The sequence below is a fragment of the Lentzea alba genome, from assembly GCF_011067745.1.
Classification (GTDB): Bacteria; Actinomycetota; Actinomycetes; order Mycobacteriales; family Pseudonocardiaceae; genus Lentzea; species Lentzea alba.
Window position 1 is genome coordinate 449,251 of sequence record NZ_JAAMPJ010000002.1, and the last position, 18,862, is coordinate 468,112.

Below are 18,862 nucleotides of genomic sequence, written 5' to 3' on the forward strand. Positions count from 1 at the left end.
CCAGGGGAACGCGGGGGCCCCGCGTTCCCCTGAAGGAAACGTGGGGCCCCCGCGTTCCCCGAAATCAGGACTGGGCGGCCTTGCGGACCGCTTCCGCCACGGCCGGAGCAACCGTGTTGTCGAAGACCGACGGGACGATGAACGACGCGTTGAGGCGGTCGCCGTCCACCACGTCGGCGATGGCCTGCGCGGCGGCCAGCAGCATCGCGTCGGTGATCGTCCGGGCGTGCGCGTCCAGCAGGCCGCGGAACACGCCGGGGAACGCCAGCACGTTGTTGATCTGGTTCGGGAAGTCCGAGCGGCCGGTCGCCACGACGGCGGCGTGCTGCTGGGCCTCCATCGGGTCGATCTCCGGGTCCGGGTTGGCCAGCGCGAACACGATGGCGTCCTTGGCCATCGTGGCGACCTGGTCGGCGCCGAACAGGTTGGGAGCCGAGACGCCGATGAACACGTCCGAGCCGACCAGCGCGTCGTGCAGGCGGCCGGACTGGTTGTCCTTGTTCGTGGACGCGGCGATGGACTTCAGGTTCGAGTCCAGGCCGGGACGGTCGCGGTGCACGATGCCGTCCACGTCGACGGCGATGATGTCGCCGGGCGTCTGGGCCTGCAGCAGGCGGATGATCGCGGAACCGGCCGCGCCGACGCCGCAGACCGTGATGCGGCAGTCCTTGATGTCCTTGTTCACCACGCGCAGGGCGTTGCGCAGCGCGGCGACAACGACGATGGCCGTGCCGTGCTGGTCGTCGTGGAAGACCGGGATGTCGAGCTTCTCGCGGAGGCGGGCCTCGATCTCGAAGCAGCGCGGCGCGGAGATGTCCTCGAGGTTGATGCCGCCGTACACGGGAGCGATGAGCTCGACCGCGCGGATGATCTCCTCGGTGTCCTGGGTGTCCAGGCAGACCGGCCAGGCGTCGACGCCAGCGAACTTCTTGAACAGCGCCGCCTTGCCCTCCATCACCGGCAGCGCGGCGGCGGGGCCGAGGTTGCCGAGGCCCAGCACGGCCGAACCGTCGGTCACGACGGCCACGGTGTTGCGCTTGATGGTCAGACGACGCGCGTCGTCCGGGTTCTTGGCGATCGCCTCGCAGACCCGCGCGACGCCCGGCGTGTACGCGCGGGAGAGGTCGTCACGGTTGCGCAGCGGAACCTTCGACGAGATCTCGATCTTGCCGCCGAGGTGCACGAGGAACGTGCGGTCCGACACCTTGCGGACGACGATGCCGGGCAACGTCTCCAGCGTGTCGGTGATGTCCTTGGCGTGGTTCGCGGACAGCGCGTTGCAGGTGAGGTCGATGACGACGCGGTCGTTGTGCGACTCCACGACGTCGAACGCCGTGATGACACCGCCCGCGCGGCCGACGGCCGACGTGAGGTCACCCGCAGCGCTCGCTGACGGCGGCGCCTCCAAGCGAACGGTGATCGAGTAACCAGGGCCGGGGACCGGCATCGTCGTCCTCCCACGAAGTGCAGCTCAAGTGGGAAACGAGCCTATCCCCGGGCCCATTGCGGTACGCACGCGACTCGGCAGTTTTAAGACCGCCCTGACAGTCCGATCAGGACTTGTTGATTTCGGTCACCGGGTGCGTGTAGCCGAGGTCCTCCACCGGCAGCGGGAACGTGACCGTGCCGAACGGGGAGAGCGCACCCTGCGTGTCACTGGTGAGCTCGGTGACGGGGTGGCCGCCGTCGGGGCCTTCCGGCCAGTGCGGGTCGACCCGTCCAGGGCGTCCTTTCGCCACTTTCTCCTCCTCGGTGGTGCCTGATGACGGGCACAAGTGTGACAGAGCACGACGTGGCTGCCACCGGCCCATATAACGTGGTGAGAATGTCCGGCATCACTCTCGCCGACTGGCTGCGCGCCCGGGACGACGTCGCTCTCGTCGCACTGCTGCGCGCGCGTCCTGACCTGGCAACGCCCCCACCTGCCGATATGTCCGTGCTCGCGACACGGGTCGGCACCAGGGCGTCGGTCGCGCGTGCCTGCGAGGACCTCGACACCTTCACGCTCGCCGTCCTCGAAGGCCTGGTCGTGCAGGGTGCCGACACCGAGCCCGTGGCGTTGGCCACACTCGCGGAGGTGCTCGGGCCGGACGTGAAGCCCAAGCCGCTCAAGCAGGCCGTCGCGAGGCTCAGGGCCCAGGCGCTCCTGTGGGGCGAGGACGACGCGCTGTCGATCCCCCCGGTCACGCGGGAGGCGTTCGGCACCTACCCCGGCAACCTCGGCCGCGCGACCGGGCAGACGTACGACCTGAGCGGCATCACCGAGGGCGAGCAGCGCGTGCTGCAGAAGCTCGCCGCCGGACCGCCGATCGGCGACACCAAGGACGCCTCCCGGGTCGTGCCGCTCGACAAGGCCGAGACGCCCGTGCAACGGCTGCTCGCCCGCAACCTGCTGCTGCGCCGCGACCCCGGCACCGTCGAGCTGCCGCGCGAGATCGCCCTCCAGCTGCGCGGCGAACGCCCGCTCGGCCCGATCCAGGTCACCGAGCCGAAGCCGAAGACCTCGACGCTCCAGCAGACCAGCATCGACGCCACGGGCGGCGGCGAGGCCCTGGAACTCGTCCGGCACGTCGAGAAGCTCATCGCGAGCTGGTCCGCCGAACCGGCACCGGTGCTGCGCACGGGCGGTCTGGGCGTCCGCGAGCTGCGCAAAGCCGCCAAGGACCTCGACGTCGACGAACGCCGGGCCGCTCTGCTGATCGAGCTCGTGGTCGGTGCGGACCTGGTCGCGAACACCGAGGCCGCCGAACCGGAATGGGTGCCGACGACCAAGGCCGACGTGTGGCTCGCCGCGACCGCCGAGGTCCGCTGGGCCACGCTCGCCCACGCCTGGCTGGAGCTGCCCAGGCTCCCCGCGCTGATCGGCCGCCGCGACGAGAAGGACAAGCTCTTCACCCCGCTCGCGGACGAGGTCCGCCGCGCCCAGGCACCGCGCGACCGCAGGTGGGTCCTGGAGGCGCTCGGCGCGTTCCCCAAGGGCACCGCGATCGCGAACCCCGCCGACCTGGCCGCGCTGCTCGGCTGGCGGGCGCCGCGCCGGGGCGGGCGGCAGCGCGACGAACTGGTGCGCTGGACCGTCGAAGAGGGCACCGCGGTCGGCGTGCTCGCGCTCGGCGCGATCACCAGCGCGGGCCGCGTGCTGCTCGACGAGGGCCCCGGCCACGCCGCCAAGACCCTCGGCGAGGCGTTGCCGGAACCGCTCGACCACGTCCTGGTGCAGGCCGACCTCACCGTCGTCGCGCCGGGCCGCCTCGAACCGGACCTCGCGGACGAGCTGGCGATCGTCGCGAACGTCGAGTCGGCGGGCAGCGCCACCGTCTACCGGATCAGCGAGAGCACCGTCCGTCGCGCGCTCGACTCCGGCCGCACCGCCGATGAGCTGCACGAACTCTTCAAGATCCGTTCACGCACGCCCGTTCCGCAGTCGCTGACCTACCTGATCGACGACGCCGCACGCCGGCACGGAAGGCTCCGCGGCGGCGCCGCCGGGTCGTTCCTGCGGTGCGACGACCCGGTGCTGATCAGCGAGGTCCTCGCGCACCCCGAGGCCGCGCGCCTGGAGCTGCGGCGGATCGCGCCGACCGTGCTGGTGAGCCCGTTGCCGCTGGCGGACGTGCTGGAGGGGCTGCGTTCGGCCGGGTTCGCCCCGGCCGCGGAGGGCCCGGACGGCCAGGTCCTCGACCTGCGGCCGGGCGGGCGCCGGACCACGCCGAGGCAGCGCTCGGCACGCAAACCGGCGTCACCCGCAGTGCCCGCCGACGAGCGGTCGGGTGAACTCGTCCGGCTGGTCCGAGCCGGAGATCGTGCCGCCGCGACACCACGGGGTGAACGCATCGCCGTTCCCGGCCACCTCGGCGCCGGGCCGTCCGCCACCCTGTCGTTGCTCCAGCAGGCCGCACGGGCGCGACGGAGAGTGCTCGTCGGGTTCGTCGACTCCCACGGCACGGCGGCACAGCGCGTGATCGAGCCGCACGTGGTCGGCGGCGGCGTGCTCGAAGGCTACGACCACAGCTACGGAGAGGTGCTCAGGTTCCCTCTTCATCGCATCACGTCCGCCGCATTGGTGGACGAGGGCTGACCGTCGGTCATCCCCCGGTCGATCCGCACGACCACCCTTGCGTGGCTGTTTCGCGACCTAGCGTCGAGTGGCGTGAGCGTTTCACGACGCTCCCTCGACGAAGGAGGAGCAGCGCAATGGCCATCACCCGGTGGGCGCGTAGAGCGGTCCTCACCGCAACGGCATTGGCGTTCGCCTTGCCGTTCTCGACAGGAACAGCCCAGGCCGACCCGATCATCGAGATTCTCGGGGACAACAACGTCAACGTGACCGTTGGTGCCTACAACAACAACGTGAACTCGATCCCGGTCAGTCTGGGCGCGGGCGCGAGCCTCAACACCGGCAGCGGCATCACCCTCGACACCAACGAGGGCATCCAGCTCGCGATGAACATCGGCCACGCGGACGTCTGGGCCGACGCGTCGGTCGGCGTTCCGTTCACGAACATCGGCGTCGAGGCCTCCGCCGCGGCCGCGGTCGACGTGCCCGCGGCACAGGTCGCGGTCGCCCCGCCGCCGGCTGAGCCCGAGGTGGCGCCACTGCCGGCTGAGCCCGAGGTGGCGCCGCCGCCGGCAGTTGAGGCCACACCGATCCTCGAGTCCGCGGTCACCGACGCCGCCGCACCCGCTCAGGAAGCCGTCGCCGACGAGGTGAAGGCGCCGGTGACCGACGACCCCAAGGGCGACGACGAAGAGGACTGCCCTGAGGAAGTCGAACCGTCAGGCTGCCCGAACATCACCGCGCTGGGAATCCTCAGCGTCTGCCTGCTGCCGAACGTGCTCCAGCTCCACATCTGAGCCGAAGCTGACCGCGGAGGAGGAGGCCACGACGACACGAACCAACTGAATCAGACCGCAACGACGAGGCGAGCGCCGCACCCGAAGGTGGCGCTCGCCTCGTTGCTCGTTCTGGAGTTGGACCGGCGAGGCGAAGATCAGCCCGCGCGGACGGACATCCACTGGCGCATGGCGTGCTCGACCAGCGTGATGAGCGTCTGCTTCGTCGACTGCCGGTTCCGCGCGTCACAAGTGACGATCGGGACCGACTCGTCGATCGTCAACGCCTCGCGCACGTCCTCCAGCCTGTGGTGCAGGAGGCCGTCGAAGCAGTTGACGCCCACGACGTACGGCAGCTGCCGATCGTCGAAGAAGTCGATCGAGGCGAACGCGTCGGCCAGGCGGCGGGTGTCGACCAGCACGATGGCGCCGATGGCACCCCGTACCAGGTCGTCCCACATGAACCAGAACCGGTGCTGACCCGGTGTACCGAAGAGGTACAGGATCAGGTCGCTGTCGAGCGACACGCGGCCGAAGTCCATCGCGACCGTCGTGGTGACCTTGTTCGGCGTGGCGGAGAGGTCGTCCACCCCCGCGCTGGCCTCGGTCATCACCGCCTCGGTGGTCAACGGGACGATCTCGGACACCGAGCCGACGAACGTCGTCTTGCCCACACCGAAGCCACCCGCCACCACGATCTTGGCAGACGTCGTCGGCTTCCGTGCGCCCTCGGCGCCCTGGGGACTAGAGCTTGCGAAGCCCACTGAGCACCCTCTCCAGGAATTCCATGGAAGGCCGGTCCCCCACGACCAGACCGCCCTGGTGAATCAAAACCAAACCCATGCTTGCCATGTCGCCGATCAACACCCGCACGACGCCAAGTGGCAAGCGTAGGAGTGCAGCGACCTCGGCCACCGACCGAGTGTCGACACACAGCCCGCAGATCGACCTGTGTTCGGGAAGCACTGCGGCATCCCGTTCGAGGCCTCGTTCGCTGGTCGAAATCAGCGCCTCGATGGCCAGGTCGTAGTCGGGCCGGGTGCGTCCACCAGTGCGCGTGTAAGGCCGCACAAGTGAACCCGAGTCCGCAGAGGAATTCTCCTCCGGCCGCACAACAGGTTGCGCACCGGTGCTGTACACCGGCTGCGGCCCGGTGGTGTACGGCAGCTGTTCCGGCACGGCGTCCGGCATCTCGTGCTGGCCGAAGAGGTCCGCACCGGGGCCACCGAACAACCCGGTGCCGTACCCGTCGATGTCGAACCGGTTCGGCACGTCGTCGTACGGATACGACGACGAGTCATCCACCTCACGCTGAGACATATCGCCTAGCCCTTGCCCTGTAACCCGCTCATCGTGGGGTGCGTCCTCGGCTTCCTCTGGTTCTTGGGGTATCGCGTCAGGCTCGTCGAACTGGAACCCACCAGCGGCCCACTCCTGGTAGTTGAAGTTCCTACCGAAGCCACGGCCTCTAGCGCCAGGTCTGCTAGCCATCTCTTCTCACCCCTGAACTGCCAGTGAGCTCTAGCGACGGACCACACCCTGAAGCTGCGCGCGCAGCTCAGGGGTGAGTTGTTGACCGACTCGCTCCACCAGAAGCGTCATTTCATATGCCACCAGGCCGATGTCACAGTTTGGTGCCGCCAGGACGGCGAGACACGAACCGTCGCTGATCGACATGAGGAACAGGTAGCCCCGCTCCATCTCGACGACGGTCTGGTTGACCCCGCCTGCCTCGAAGCAACGGGCAGCACCCTGTGTGAGGCTGACCAGTCCGGACGCGACAGCGGAGAGCTGCTCTGCACGGTCCCGGGGCAGCCCCTGGGACCCCGCGAGCAACAGCCCGTCCGCGGACACCACGACGGAATGTGCCACGCCGGGCACCCTCCGCACGAAGTCGGTGATAAGCCAACCAAAGCTGCCTGGCTGCGCTGCGGTCGTCACTCCTGCTCCTCGTTCTGCCGGCTCGATTGGTCACCAGCGTATGCCTCGATCAATGCGTGCCGGCCTCGCTTGACACCACTCTGCAGGCTCGACATCCGCCCGCGCACCGCGTCTGCGGTACGAGGCGGCAGCGGAGGCCGCTGCGCTGTCTGCGTCGTGCCCTGCGGCTTGGGTGCCGCAGATCCTGGCACGAGCTGAGCCTTCGGTGTCCGTTTTGGCAATCCTGCGGATGTCTTCGACTCCGGCGCCTTGTTCAACAACGCCTGAGCCGCTTGCCATCCCTCGTCGGCAGGCGATTGCCAGGCCGATTCGGAAGTGGGTGCCGCCGCTGGAGTCTCCTCCACAACGGGCTCCGGTTCCACAACTCGCTCCTGCTCGGCGGGGGCGACTACTTCCTCGGCCTGCTTCTTCACGCGCGGCGGGCGCACGGGAAGACCAGCGGCCGACGTGGTGGTGGGTGCCACCGCCGGGACGGGCTTGGGTTTGCGGGTCGGCAGTTCCGGCTCGGGCCCGTCCGAGAGCGGAGGGGTCGTGACCGGTTCGTCGATGTACTCGACACCGCCCTTGTCGGCCTTCTCGACGCTGCCGAGCTTGGACTCGACCCGTCCGTTGGTCGCCGCGGGCTCTGCCTGTTCGTCCGCCGCGGCCGGAACCGGCTGGGCCGCGGACGCGGACGTCTCGCTGCCGACGGCCTGGAACCACTGCGACAGGACCGCCTCGTAGATCGGGAGGCGCTCGGTCGGTGCGTCCAGGTCGTGCTCGACCCCCTTGCGGGCGGCCTCGGACGTGCCGTTGCGGTGCGCCATCCCGATGTCCAGGGACCCGGTGTCGACCGGTGCCCGCGAGACGCCGTTGCTCGAGTGCGGTTCGTCGTCGATCGGAGGGATCGGCACGAACTGCGTGGTCTCGTAGCCCGGCTCGAAGGAGATCTCGCCGCCGTCCTCGTGCCGGTCCTCGTAGGCCGTGAACAGCGTCGGCTCACCGAACGAGCCCTCGGGCTCCACGGCCGCCAGCTGGTCACGACGCCACCGCTCGGACGGCGTCGCGTCCTCGATCGGCGGCTCGCTGTAGACGGGCACCGCCGTCGCGCCGGCACCGGTGTCGGTGAGAGCGCTCGGGACGAAGCTGACCGGGATGCTCGGGTTGCTCGGGCTCGACTCGTCGATCCTCGGCGTGGTGCCGGTGGCACCGCCGAACGCACCCGCGATACCGCTGGCCCTGGTGGCCGTGGTGCCGATCTCGGTGGTGAGCTCGGCCGAGGCCAGGCCGGGGGCCGGGGTCGACATGCCGAACGCCGAAGCGAGCGAACCGGAACCGGACGGCGGGGTCGAGACCGGCGCCTGACCGGGGAACGCGATGAGCGTCTCCGGCACGATCACCAGTGCCGTCGTGCCGCCCTCGATGTCCTCGTTGCCGCGCAGGCGGACCTTGATGTCGTGGCGCTTGGCGAGCCGCGCGACCACGTACAGGCCCATTCGGCGGGACACGGCGACGTCGACGTCCGGCGGGTCCGCCAGGCGGTCGTTGGCGTCGATGATCTCCTGGTCGCCCATGCCCACGCCGCGGTCCTGGATCTCGATCGCCAGCTCGCCCTTGCGGGTCTTGGCCGTGCGAACGGTGACCTTGGTGACCGGGTCGGAGAACGCCGTGGCGTTGTCCAGCAGCTCGGCAATGAGGTGCACGAGGTCGTTGACCGCGCGGCCCTGGACGGTGAGTTCCGGGGTCTGGCCGACCTGCACGCGGGCGTACTGCTCGACCTCGGAGACCGCGGCGCCGAGCACCTCGGCGGCCGGGACGGGCCGGGTCAGGCGCCGCGAGAGGTCCGTGCCCGAGAGAACCAGCAGGTTCTCCGAGTTGCGGCGCATGCGGGTCGCGAGGTGGTCCAGCTCGAACAGCGAGGCCAGCTGGTCCGGGTCCTGCTCGTCCTGCTCCAGCCGGTCGATCAGGTTCAGCTGGCGTTCGACCAGGGCCTGCGACCGACGCGACAGGTTGACGAACATCGCGTTGACGTTGTCACGCAGGAGGGCCTGCTGGGCGGCCAGTCGCACCGCTTCACCGTGCACCGCGTCGAACGCCCGCGCCACCTGACCGATCTCTTCACGCGTGTGCACCGGCACCGGCTCGACGGCGGTCTTGGCCGCGTCCTCCGGGTTCGGGTCCGCGAGGATGCGCTCGACCGCGTCGGGGAGTCCGTGGTCGGCGACGTCGAGGGCGGTACGGCGCAGCGTGCGCAGCGGGTTGAGGATCGAGCGGGCGACGAACAGCGCCATCAGCAACGCGAGGCCGAGGAACGCCAGCACGAGGCCGGACGCGAGGTAGGCCTGGGTCCTGGTGGCACCGGCGGTCTCGTCGGTCTTGTTCTGCAGCTGTTCGATCAGCAGGTTCTCGACGTCACGGGTCAGGTTGACCGTCAGCGTGGCGGCGATGTCCCACTTCTCGGACGTCAGCTGCGTGAAGTCCTTGTTGCCGGCCTGCTGGTTGATCGCCGATTCCTGCATGTCGTTCGCGGTGTCGACGATGAGGCCGGTGACGGTGTCGTCGTAGATCTTGGCCTGGTCCGGCGTCGCGGCCTTGCGGAAGTCGTTGCGGGCCGCCTGGAGCTCGGCGTCCGCAGCCTGCAGGGCCCGCAGCTGGGACGGCGTGAACGCCTTGCGCTGGAAGACGTCGAGGAGAATCGCCCGCTTGAGCGACTCCTCCTCCTTGATCCGCGCGATGGCGTTCGTGGTCAGGTGCAGTCGCACCAGCGCGGGGTCGTCGATCTCGGCGAGCGTCTGCTCACCGAGGTTGATGAGCGTCTCGATCGACTCCGAGTAGGTGCGCTGGACGGCCTCGGCGGGGTACTGCGTGTCGCGCACCGAGTTGCGGAGGCTGTTCAGGCGGTTGAGCTGTTGGAACGCGACCTGGAACCGCTCGACGGCAGCCGGGTTCATGTCCGCGCTCAGCTCGGCGATCTTGTTGCTGAACTCCTCGCTGGAGTCGTTCACGCGGCGCAGCTGGCGCTCGAGAACGACCCGGTCGACCTTCTTGTTCGAGGCGACGTAGCTGACCGACAGGTCGCGCTCGCGCTGGAGCTGCTGAATCAGGCTCGCGACTGCGGTTTCCAGGCGGACCTGGTTCGCGAGGTTGTTCAGCTCCGTCGCGGCCTGGAGGTCGCTGCGCACGCGCAGGCCACCCAGGACGAGCGCACAGATCGTCGGGATGAGCAGAACGGCGAGCAGCTTCGTGCGCAACCTCCAGTTGCGCAACCGCCAGCCCGCGGATCGGGCAGGTCCTGAACCGGTTCCGGCGCCGGTCTCGGTCCTCACCACGTCCGGTGTCGCCGTCACGGTGCCGTTACCCAGCGCAGCCAGTCCGTCACCCGATTCGGGCCTTTCGGAGCGTGTGGTGTCACCCACGCCAAACTGGCTGGGACCTCTCTCACGTCGGGCCACTCTGGGCTTCCTCTTCCAGCAGCAGTGTCCCGGTCTCTCCCCAGGACCGAGCATGGACTCGTCAAACGGGCCGAATTGCAGCACAGAGGTTGTTCGCCCGGTAAGGCGCCCTACCTCGTTCTGAAGACACGATCCTCTACTGCGACCTGTGCCACCCGGCGGGGAGCGTAATGGCCACCCCCTCCTCGGGGGAAGTCTCCAGAAGCACTCACCGTATCGAGACGGGGTGTCCTTTCATACGTTCAGGTGGTTAACATCCCCGGTCGTCGGCATCCCTCAAGTCCGTCCGAACTCCCTGTTGGGGCTGCGAACGACCTGGTCTGTGTCGACACTCACTGATCAATTTGATGCTACTCAAGGCCTACCGGCGAGAGGTGCCATGGCTACCCGAGCCAAAGCTCTGCGGCTTGTCGCAGTGCTCATCACGTGTGTTCTGACCGCGAGCTGCGGCCTGTTCGGAAGTTCTTCGAACGGCGGCACCGCGGACGTGGAGCGCAACACCCTGCGCATCGGCGTGCTGCCGGTCGTCGACGTCGCACCGCTGCGGATCGCGCTGACCGACAAGCTGTTCGAGAAGGCCGGCCTGCAGGTCACCCTGGTGACCCAGCCCAGCGAGGCGGAGGCCATCAAGCAGCTGGACACCACGCTGGACATCACGTGGGCCACGCACGTCAGCCTCTTCCGCGCGGTCGCCGAGGGCACTGAACTGCAGCTTCAGGGCGAGGCCTACCAGGCGGGCCAGAACTCGATGGCGCTGGTCACATCGGCCAACTCGACCTACGACGACCCCGGCAAGAACGGGGCGCCGACCATCGCCGTGAACAGCGAGACCGACATCGGCGCGCTGACCACGCGGGCCGTGCTGGACACCGCCGCGGTCGAGAAGCAGAAGATCAAGTTCCGGCCGATGCCGTTCGCCGAGATGGAGAACGCGCTGAAGTCGAGCACGGTCGACGCGGCGTTCATGATCGAGCCGTTCATCACGAAGGCGCAGCGCAGCATCGGTGCGAAGATCCTCACCGACACCGCGCGGGGCCCGACACTGGACTTCCCGATGTCCGGCTACGCGGCGTCGAAGAAGTTCGCCGAGGCGAACCCGAAGACGCTCAAGGCGTTCCGGGACGTGCTGCGCGAGGCCCAGCAGCGGGCGCAGGCCAACAAGCTCGCCGTGCAGGACTCGCTGACCAGCTACGCCGACGTCGACCAGGCGACCGCGGCCCTCGTGTCCGTGGGCACGTTCCCGCTGTCGCTGAACCCGATCCGGCTCCAGCGGGTCGCCGACATGATGGACACCGAGGACGTGCTCTCGGGCCGTCTGGACGTGCAGCAACTGCTGCCGCCGGGCACCACGAGTTAGCCGGTTTTCGAAAGTTTCCCGATCGGTTGTCATGAGACATGAGAAAGGCGGGCCGTCACCGGCCCGCCTTTGTCAGTTGCCGGTCAGTTGCCCTCGACGGCGGTCACGCAGTAGGTGATCCCGGGCGTGGGCTCGGCGTACGAGACCGCCGTGGCCTCACCGCACTCGGCGGTCGCGGCCTTGACGACCTTCTCGATCTTGAGGATCTTCTGGACGGCGAACTCGTTGGGCGCCTTCGGGCACTCGACGACCTTCATGCCCTCCATGTTGATCTTGACGATCTCCTCCTGGTAGCACTTGCCCTCTTCGAGCTTCTCGACGAGGCAGAGCTTCAGCGAGGAGCTGCGACGACCGGACTCGGTGTACTCGGCGTAGTCCTCGCTCGGGCACGCCTCGGTGGTCGAGTTCATGGCCTTGGCGATGAAGTAGTTCGCCTCGGTCGAACCACAGTCGACCTTCTTGTACTTCGGGCTGATCGTGGTGCCCGTGACGCTCGCGCAGTCGCCGGCCTTGGCCGACGGCTCCGTGATGCCGCTCAGGCCGCCGCTGATCAAGGCGCGCACGACCACGAACGCGCCGACCAGCACGACGACGCCGACGATCGATCCGATGATCTTGCCGGCGCCGCCCTTCTTCTTGGGCGGCGGGCCGTACGGCATCGGCTGGCCCATCGGCCCGCCGGGCGGCATCTGACCAGGCGGCATCTGGCCGGGCGGCGGACCGTACGGACCGGGCTGACCCGGCTGCGCGTACGGGTCACCGGGCATGCCCGGCTGACCGGGCTGGCCCTGCGGCTGGGCGTACGGGTCGGCGGGGTAGCCCTGCTGGGGCATGCCCTGCGACGGCGTGTAGGGCTGCGGCTGCTGACCGTAGGGCTGCTGGGGCTGCCCACCGGGAGGCGGGCCGTAAGGCCCAGGCTGCTGCGGGTAGTTGGGGGTGGTCACTGGATTCCTCTCCGATGGGTCGTGCGAAAGACGGCGGAACCGAAGCCGTGGACGGCTCCGGTTCCGGGAAGCTGTTGCCAGTCAGTCGTCGACGTGCCTCTTGTCGTTTCGCACGCATGCTCCGAACGGCCCACGCCCCCCGACATGGCCGGAGGAGAGGTTGCCACGCGGTGAGGCAATCCGCCTGCGCTTTACAGAACCGTTACTGCCGCTTGTCCCGGCTCACCGGGCAGCGATGCAGTAGGTCAGCTTGACCTCGGGAAACGCGCGGGTCTGCTCGTCCGTCGCGCACGCCGGCGCGGGCACCTCGGAGCTGACCCTGGTGACCCGGAACGTGTCGGCGCCGCAGTCGACGGCGGCGATGTCGTAGCCGGAACCGGCCTCGGCGTAGCAGTCGCCCTCGTCGTACCGCGGGACCAGGCAGAACCTGATCTTCGGGTCGATGAACCGCACGGGCACCCAGTCCTCGTCCGCGGGGTTCGGGCAGCTCTCGGACCTGGCGACGGTCCCGGCGACCACGTAGTTCGCGTTGGGCGCCGCGCAGTCGACGGCGTTGTAGCGGCCCCCGCCGGCCGTACCGGTGAGGTACGCGCAGTCGCCCGGCTTCGGCTTCTGGACCGGGGTCAGGAACTCGGTCAGGCCGTAGATCGCGACGGCCGCGACGACCAATGTCGCGCCGTAGGTCAGGATCCGCTTCCCCACGCTCGACCTCGGTGCGGCCGGACCGTCGCTCATCACGCCGCAGAGGGTGTCATGCGGCCGGACGGGCGTGGTGCCCTTTACGTGAAGATCACGGCCGGCGGTCGCCGCGTTCCAGGCAGAAGGTGACGGCGGGCTCCGGGAAGACCGCGGCCCGCGAGTCTCCGCAGGCGGCGCCGTCGGTCTTGCCGGCGAGCACCTTGGCGACCTTCACCGAGTCCTTGGTGGTGCAGTCGACCTTGGCGATGCCGGTGTCGGGGTTCTGGCCGTAGCAGGCGCCCTCGACGAAGTTCGGCATGAGGCAGAACGTGGAGTCGCCGGTGTAGGTCGAGTAGTCCATGCCGCCGTCGGGGCACTTGTTCTCGTTCCACTGCAGGATCTTGGCGATCTTGACGTTCGCCTGCTCAGACCCGCAGTCGAGCGCCTGGTACTTCGGGTTGTCGAGCGCGCCGGAGATGCGGGCGCAGTCGCCCACCTGGGCCGTCCTCGCCACGCCGCCGAGCTGGTTCAGCACGAACCCGCCGAGCAGGACGAGCGCGAGGACAACGGCGATACCCAGGCCGACCTTCTTCATGGCCTGGGTATCGGCGTCGGACCGTCGTGAACTCAACCGAGTTCACCCGATCAGGAACCTTCGTGCACGCCCATGCAGTAGACCGAGGCCGGTTCGCTGAACCGGAGCTCGCTCGACCCCTCGGGACAGACGGTGCCCTCCTCGGGCAGGCCGTCGACCTTCTTCACGATCTTCACCGGCGATTCGGTGGTGCAGTTCTCCTTCTTGAACGCACCGTCGTCACCGGAGGTGTAGCAGTTGCCCTCGGCGAGGTTCGGCATCAGGCACATGATGTCGCCGCCCGCGTTCACCGCCTCGTAGATGCCCTCGGCGGGACAGGGGTCCTCGGCGCTCTTCAGCACGGCCGCGACCCGGTGCGTGGCGGCGGTGTCGCCGCAGCTCTTCGACGAGAGGTTCCACTCGCCGTCCGGCTTGTCCACGTCCTTCGGCGACGCGCTGACGCAGTCGCCGACCTTGGTGCCGTTGAGCGCGGTCAGCGCGTACACGCCGCCGCCGACCAGGATGACCGCCAGCACGGCCACGATGACCGGCTTCAGCCACTTGTTCTGCTTGGGCGACTCGTCGGTCTCGGTCTCCTCAGAAGCCGGTACCTCGGTCTCCTCGGAAGCCGTCGCCACCGTGTCCGGTGGCTCGACGGGATCAGTCGACTCGGTGCTCATGGGCGAGAACGTACGACACGTCGTGTGGGCTGGGTGTGTCGCCTCTCACTTGTTATCGCCAGTTGACGCAGGTCGAACGCATTTGGCGTCGTCAGGGAGACTGTTACGCGTGACCGATGGCCCACTGATCGTCCAGTCGGACAAGACGCTGCTGCTCGAGGTCGACCACCCTCTCGCCAACGACGCGCGGACGTCCATCGCGCCGTTCGCCGAGTTGGAGCGGGCGCCTGAGCACGTGCACACGTATCGCGTGACGCCGCTGGCCTTGTGGAACGCCCGCGCGGCCGGGCACGACGCCGAGCAGGTGGTCGACGCGCTGGTGCGGTTCAGCCGCTACCCGGTGCCGCAGCCGTTGCTGGTGGACGTGGTCGACACGATGAGCCGGTTCGGGCGGTTGGTGCTCACCAACAACCCGGCGCACGGGCTCGTCCTGCACACCAACGACCGCGCGGTCCTCGAAGAGGTGCTGCGCAACAAGAAGATCGCGCCCATGTTCGGGGCGCGGATCGACGACGACACGGTCGTCGTGCACCCCAGCGAACGCGGGCGGCTCAAGCAGCTGCTGCTCAAGGTGGGCTGGCCGGCCGAGGACCACGCCGGGTACGTCGACGGCGAGGCGCACCCGATCGAGCTGGAGGAGAACGACTGGAAGCTGCGCGACTACCAGCGGCTCGCGGCGCAGGCGTTCTGGGCGGGCGGGAGCGGCGTCGTCGTGCTCCCCTGCGGCGCCGGCAAGACGCTGGTCGGCGCGGCGGCGATGGCCGAGGCGCAGGCGACCACGCTGATCCTGGTCACGAACACCGTGGCGGGCCGGCAGTGGAAGCGCGAGCTGATCGCGCGGACCTCGCTCACCGAGGAGGAGATCGGCGAGTACTCGGGTGAGCGCAAGGAGATCCGGCCGGTCACGATCGCGACCTACCAGGTGATCACCCGCAAGTCGAAGGGCGAGTACAAGCACCTGGAGCTGTTCGACTCGCGCGACTGGGGCCTGATCGTCTACGACGAGGTCCACCTGCTGCCCGCGCCGGTGTTCCGGATGACCGCGGACCTGCAGTCGCGCCGCCGTCTCGGCCTGACCGCGACGCTGGTGCGCGAGGACGGTCAGGAGGGCGACGTCTTCTCGTTGATCGGGCCGAAGCGGTACGACGTGCCGTGGCGCGACATCGAGGCGCAGGGCTGGATCGCTCCCGCCGAGTGCACCGAGGTCCGGGTGACGCTGACGGACAACGAGCGGCTGCAGTACGCGACGGCCGAGCCCGAGGAGCGCTACAAGCTCTGCTCGACCGCGCGGACCAAGATCCCGGTGGTCCGGCGGGTGCTCGACCAGCATCCCGACGAGCCGGCTCTGGTGATCGGTGCTTACCTGGACCAGCTCGACGAGCTCGGGGAGGAGCTGGACGCACCGGTGATCAAGGGATCGACGAAGAACAAGGAGCGCGAGGAACTGTTCGACAAGTTCCGCAGGGGCGAGCTCCGGACGCTGGTGGTGTCCAAGGTCGCCAACTTCTCCATCGACCTGCCCGAGGCGTCCGTGGCCATCCAGGTGTCCGGCACGTTCGGGTCGCGGCAGGAGGAGGCGCAGCGGCTCGGCCGGATCCTGCGCCCCAAGGGCGACGGCCGGCAGGCGCACTTCTACTCGGTCGTCGCGCGCGACACGCTCGACACCGACTACGCGGCGCACCGGCAGCGGTTCCTGGCCGAGCAGGGCTACGCGTACAAGATCGTCGACGCGGACGACCTGGTCGGATGACGTTCTGGTGGATGTGGGACCCGGCAGGGACCGTGCCCGTGCGGCGGTTCCGGTCGGAGGAGTCGCTGGCCCGGTCGGCGTCGGGCACGCAGGTCGTCCGGTCGGACGACTTCACCTGCCCCTCGCAACGCCGCCGCGCCACGGCCGTGCGTTCGGACTTCCTCCGCGTCACCGGTGATCCGGTGCAGGTGGCGTTGGTCGAGCAACGGCTGTGGACGCTGCTGGTCGCCTTGCGCCGGGCGCAGCCACTCCGCGACGCGCTGGCGACCGCGGTGCCCAAGGCGGGCCGGGCGGCGCTGGTCGCCGAGCCGTCCCGCGAACTGGCCGAGTTCGACCGGCGCTTCGACCAGTTCGCGGCGGCCCTGCAGGTCCTGGTCGCCGACCCGACCCCCGAACAGCTACGCCACACCGCCGCCCTCGACTAGGTGCTTGACCTGCTGGCCGTAGCGGGCGCCCTGGCGCACCGTCACCGTGCCGTCCGTTGCGACCTCACAGGGGTTGTTCGCCGTGCACTGCTCGCCGTTGTCGTTGCCCGTGCTGTGCACACCGACGACGGTGACGCCGTCCTTGAGCACGATCGGTGAACCCGAACCGCCGTGCGACGGCGTGCACGCGGGGTCGTACCGATAGGCGTTGTCCTGCGTGTAGCCCTCTTCGCGGAGGTGCGGGACCACGGCGTCGATCGTGCAGCTGAAGCGTTTGCCGTTGCCCGCCGAGATGATGTCGACGCGTTCACCCGGCTTGGCGGACCTGCCGGCGAGCTTGAAGACCTTGACGCCCTTCGCGTGGAGCTGCGCGTAGGTCTGGTCGAGCCGGAACAGCGCGGTGTCGGTGCCGGACATGGTCGCGTAGATCAGGCGGGTCGTCCTGGCCTTGGCCTGGAGGTAACCCTGGCGGTCGCCGATGGTCACCGGGACCTCGATCGCGACGTCCTTCAGGGTCTCGCCGGGGGCCGGACGTTGCGGGACGCAGTGGCCGTTGGTGAGCAACAGCGCCGGGTCGCTGAGCTTGGTGTGATCGGTTCTGACGACGGACGCCGAGCAGATGCCTCCCAGCACCGCGGCGCCTTCGAGGTTGGGCACCGGGGTGTCCGGCGGGTTGACCTTGCCGGTCACGACGTCGTTGATCCAGCCCTTGAAGTAGCTGATGTCGGTGTACATGACGGGCCGGTCGTCGCCGCCCGAGCCGCTCACGACGCCGGCGATCACCCAGCGGTCGCCGTCGCGGACGAGTCCGGGGCCGCCGGAGTCCATGTTGGTGGCGGCGACGCTGCCGTCGAGCGCGCCGACGCACAGCTCGCGATCGGCGTGGATGCCGTCGCAGGCGGTGGCCGGCTGGATCACCGTGTCCGCCTCGCGCAGCTTCTTCGGGTAGCACTCGGGCGCGCGGCGGTCACATGTCATGCCCCAGCCGAGGATCCGCGTCTTCGTGCCTTCCGCGGGCCTGGCCGACGGCAGCGCGACGGGCTTGGTCTTCGCCGGCTTCTTCAGCTTCAGCAGGCCGATGTCGCCGTCGTGCACCGGGAACTCCGTGTAGGTGATGAACCGCTCGACCGCGATGACCTCACCGCCGCTGCCCGCGTCCGTCGTGCCGAGACGGACCGTCCAGTCCCGCGGCCGACCGACCTGGGCACCGCTGGGGTTGTTCTTGGTGCAGTGACCGGCGGTGACGGCCCAGCTCGGCGCGACGAGGGTGACGCCGCAGGTGTGGCCGTCCTCGCGCGGTGAGTCCGGCCGTTGCAGGGAGCCGGAGAAGGGGTAGGCCTGAGGAGCTTCGACGCCGCCGCGAACGGCGAGCGCGGGAGCAACGGTGTTGATCACCGCGATGACGGCGAAGCTCGCCGTCAGCAGCACTTTTCGCATGTCGCAGAGGTTTTCGAACCCGTGTGCGCGCGTGGTCATGGCCGGGCAACAACTGCGCACGGGCGGTCGTTACGCAACGATGACGCGGCAAGAACGTCCTCATGAGACCCGTCGGGAAAGCTGGAGGACATGCCGCGCGTACTGCTGATCGAGGACGACGAGGCGGTCCGCGAGGGACTGTCGCTCGCCCTGACCTACCAGGGACACACCGTGGACGCGGTGCGCACGGGCGAGGAGGGCCTCGACCTGCTGAGCAGCGTCGCGCCCGACGTGGTGGTGCTGGACCTGATGCTGCCGGGCGTGGACGGGTTCGAGGTCTGCCGGCGCATCCGGGCCGCTGGTGATCTGCCGATCATCATGCTCACCGCGCGCAACGACGACATCGACGTCGTGGCCGGTCTGGAAGCCGGTGCCGACGACTACGTGGCCAAGCCCGCGCAGGCCCGTGTCCTCGAAGCGCGGATCCGCGCGGTGCTGCGCCGCTCGTCCGTGTCCGCGCCCGAGGTCGTGGCCGAGCGTTACGGCGACCTGACGATCGACCGCGAGGGGCTCGTGGTGACGCGGCTCGGCCGGCCGGTGTCCCTGGCCCCGACCGAACTGCGGTTGCTGCTGGAGCTCTCGTCGTCGCCCGGCCGCGTGATGTCCCGGCAGCAGCTGCTGGAGTCGGTGTGGGACCAGGGTTATCTCGGTGACTCGCGGCTGGTCGACGCCTGCGTGCAGCGGCTGCGTTCGAAGATCGAGGACGACGCGGCCGCGCCCCTGTACGTCCAGACCGTGCGGGGCTTCGGCTACCGCTTCGGGCCGCTGTGACC

Annotated in this window: 17 protein-coding genes; 6 read left to right on the forward strand and 11 right to left on the reverse strand. The window is 69.1% G+C overall.

What is annotated here, in order from left to right; all coding sequences use genetic code 11:
• Window positions 1-64 precede the first annotated feature (64 nt).
• Together G7043_RS10475 and G7043_RS10480 are read right to left on the reverse strand one after the other, a co-directional pair.
• Window positions 65-1,447 carry an NAD-dependent malic enzyme gene (locus G7043_RS10475; RefSeq protein ID WP_166045373.1) on the reverse strand — a complete coding sequence of 461 codons (1,383 nt, stop codon included), beginning with the start codon at window positions 1,445-1,447 and terminating at the stop codon, window positions 65-67.
• A gap of 106 nt (window positions 1,448-1,553) precedes the next feature.
• Window positions 1,554-1,739: a hypothetical protein gene (locus G7043_RS10480; RefSeq protein WP_030470874.1), complete on the reverse strand. Its 186-nt coding sequence runs from the start codon at window positions 1,737-1,739 to the stop codon at window positions 1,554-1,556.
• Between the two features lie 86 nt (window positions 1,740-1,825).
• Here G7043_RS10480 and G7043_RS10485 point away from each other — a divergent pair, with 86 nt between their 5' ends.
• A complete protein-coding gene (locus G7043_RS10485; protein ID WP_166045374.1) occupies window positions 1,826-4,078 on the forward strand; it encodes a helicase-associated domain-containing protein in 2,253 nt (750 codons plus the stop codon).
• A gap of 116 nt (window positions 4,079-4,194) precedes the next feature.
• Window positions 4,195-4,854, forward strand: a complete 660-nt coding sequence (locus G7043_RS10490; protein WP_166045375.1) for a hypothetical protein — start codon at window positions 4,195-4,197, stop codon at window positions 4,852-4,854.
• Between the two features lie 137 nt (window positions 4,855-4,991).
• Here the strand turns inward: G7043_RS10490 and G7043_RS10495 are convergent, their stop codons facing one another.
• Genes G7043_RS10495 through G7043_RS10510 form a run of 4 tightly spaced genes read right to left on the reverse strand, consistent with a single transcriptional unit; the run spans window position 4,992 to window position 10,169 of the window.
• Window positions 4,992-5,597 (reverse strand): GTP-binding protein, encoded by a 606-nt coding sequence (locus G7043_RS10495; protein WP_093605474.1) that lies wholly within the window; start codon window positions 5,595-5,597, stop codon window positions 4,992-4,994.
• A complete protein-coding gene (locus G7043_RS10500) occupies window positions 5,578-6,324 on the reverse strand; it encodes a DUF742 domain-containing protein (protein WP_166045376.1) in 747 nt (248 codons plus the stop codon). The genes G7043_RS10495 and G7043_RS10500 overlap by 20 nt, the downstream gene beginning before the upstream one ends.
• Before the next feature lie 30 nt (window positions 6,325-6,354).
• Window positions 6,355-6,774, reverse strand: coding sequence for a roadblock/LC7 domain-containing protein (locus G7043_RS10505; protein ID WP_030470879.1), 420 nt, complete (start codon window positions 6,772-6,774; stop codon window positions 6,355-6,357).
• Window positions 6,771-10,169 (reverse strand): sensor histidine kinase, encoded by a 3,399-nt coding sequence (locus tag G7043_RS10510; protein WP_313887789.1) that lies wholly within the window; start codon window positions 10,167-10,169, stop codon window positions 6,771-6,773. Before G7043_RS10510 ends, G7043_RS10505 begins: the two co-directional genes overlap by 4 nt.
• 415 nt (window positions 10,170-10,584) lie before the next feature.
• Here G7043_RS10510 and G7043_RS10515 point away from each other — a divergent pair, with 415 nt between their 5' ends.
• Complete coding sequence (locus G7043_RS10515) at window positions 10,585-11,562, forward strand: ABC transporter substrate-binding protein (protein WP_166045378.1); 978 nt, start codon at window positions 10,585-10,587, stop codon at window positions 11,560-11,562.
• A gap of 83 nt (window positions 11,563-11,645) precedes the next feature.
• On the opposite strand, the gene G7043_RS10520 is transcribed toward G7043_RS10515, so the two are convergent.
• The 4 genes from G7043_RS10520 to G7043_RS10535 all read right to left on the reverse strand — a co-directional run bounded on the left by G7043_RS10520 (window position 11,646) and on the right by G7043_RS10535 (window position 14,438).
• The gene (locus tag G7043_RS10520; protein WP_166045379.1) at window positions 11,646-12,506 is read right to left on the reverse strand and encodes an LppU/SCO3897 family protein; all 861 of its coding nucleotides are present in this window, start codon (window positions 12,504-12,506) and stop codon (window positions 11,646-11,648) included.
• 222 nt (window positions 12,507-12,728) lie between these two features.
• Window positions 12,729-13,208, reverse strand: coding sequence for an LppU/SCO3897 family protein (locus G7043_RS10525; RefSeq protein WP_166045380.1), 480 nt, complete (start codon window positions 13,206-13,208; stop codon window positions 12,729-12,731).
• 88 nt (window positions 13,209-13,296) lie between these two features.
• Window positions 13,297-13,779, reverse strand: a complete 483-nt coding sequence (locus G7043_RS10530) for an LppU/SCO3897 family protein (protein ID WP_166045381.1) — start codon at window positions 13,777-13,779, stop codon at window positions 13,297-13,299.
• Between the two features lie 50 nt (window positions 13,780-13,829).
• Window positions 13,830-14,438, reverse strand: coding sequence for an LppU/SCO3897 family protein (locus G7043_RS10535; RefSeq protein ID WP_166045382.1), 609 nt, complete (start codon window positions 14,436-14,438; stop codon window positions 13,830-13,832).
• A 109-nt stretch (window positions 14,439-14,547) separates the two neighbouring features.
• On the opposite strand from G7043_RS10535, the gene G7043_RS10540 reads away from it, so the two are divergent.
• Window positions 14,548-16,188 carry a DNA repair helicase XPB gene (locus G7043_RS10540; RefSeq protein ID WP_166045383.1) on the forward strand — a complete coding sequence of 547 codons (1,641 nt, stop codon included), beginning with the start codon at window positions 14,548-14,550 and terminating at the stop codon, window positions 16,186-16,188.
• On the forward strand, window positions 16,185-16,613 hold the full coding sequence (locus tag G7043_RS10545; protein ID WP_166045384.1) for a hypothetical protein: 429 nt from the start codon (window positions 16,185-16,187) through the stop codon (window positions 16,611-16,613). Before G7043_RS10540 ends, G7043_RS10545 begins: the two co-directional genes overlap by 4 nt.
• Here the strand turns inward: G7043_RS10545 and G7043_RS10550 are convergent.
• Complete coding sequence (locus tag G7043_RS10550) at window positions 16,587-18,050, reverse strand: trypsin-like serine protease (protein WP_166045385.1); 1,464 nt, start codon at window positions 18,048-18,050, stop codon at window positions 16,587-16,589. The two genes, G7043_RS10545 and G7043_RS10550, sit on opposite strands and share 27 nt — an antisense overlap.
• Window positions 18,051-18,179: 129 nt before the next feature.
• Here G7043_RS10550 and G7043_RS10555 point away from each other — a divergent pair, with 129 nt between their 5' ends.
• Entirely contained in the window at window positions 18,180-18,860 is a 681-nt protein-coding gene (locus G7043_RS10555) for a response regulator transcription factor (RefSeq protein ID WP_166045386.1), read from the forward strand.
• Window positions 18,861-18,862 lie beyond the last annotated feature (2 nt).

Excerpts from the sequence above, each read along its gene's own strand:
- G7043_RS10475 (WP_166045373.1), bottom strand. The coding sequence starts at position 1,447 with ATGCCGGTCCCCGGCCCTGGTTACTCGATCACCGTTCGCTTGGAGGCG.
- G7043_RS10485 (WP_166045374.1), top strand. The coding sequence starts at position 1,826 with ATGTCCGGCATCACTCTCGCCGACTGGCTGCGCGCCCGGGACGACGTC.
- G7043_RS10490 (WP_166045375.1), top strand. The coding sequence starts at position 4,195 with ATGGCCATCACCCGGTGGGCGCGTAGAGCGGTCCTCACCGCAACGGCA.
- G7043_RS10500 (WP_166045376.1), bottom strand. The coding sequence starts at position 6,324 with ATGGCTAGCAGACCTGGCGCTAGAGGCCGTGGCTTCGGTAGGAACTTC.
- G7043_RS10515 (WP_166045378.1), top strand. The coding sequence starts at position 10,585 with ATGGCTACCCGAGCCAAAGCTCTGCGGCTTGTCGCAGTGCTCATCACG.
- G7043_RS10530 (WP_166045381.1), bottom strand. The coding sequence starts at position 13,779 with ATGAAGAAGGTCGGCCTGGGTATCGCCGTTGTCCTCGCGCTCGTCCTG.
- G7043_RS10535 (WP_166045382.1), bottom strand. The coding sequence starts at position 14,438 with ATGAGCACCGAGTCGACTGATCCCGTCGAGCCACCGGACACGGTGGCG.
- G7043_RS10545 (WP_166045384.1), top strand. The coding sequence starts at position 16,185 with ATGACGTTCTGGTGGATGTGGGACCCGGCAGGGACCGTGCCCGTGCGG.
- G7043_RS10550 (WP_166045385.1), bottom strand. The coding sequence starts at position 18,050 with ATGCGAAAAGTGCTGCTGACGGCGAGCTTCGCCGTCATCGCGGTGATC.
- G7043_RS10555 (WP_166045386.1), top strand. The coding sequence starts at position 18,180 with ATGCCGCGCGTACTGCTGATCGAGGACGACGAGGCGGTCCGCGAGGGA.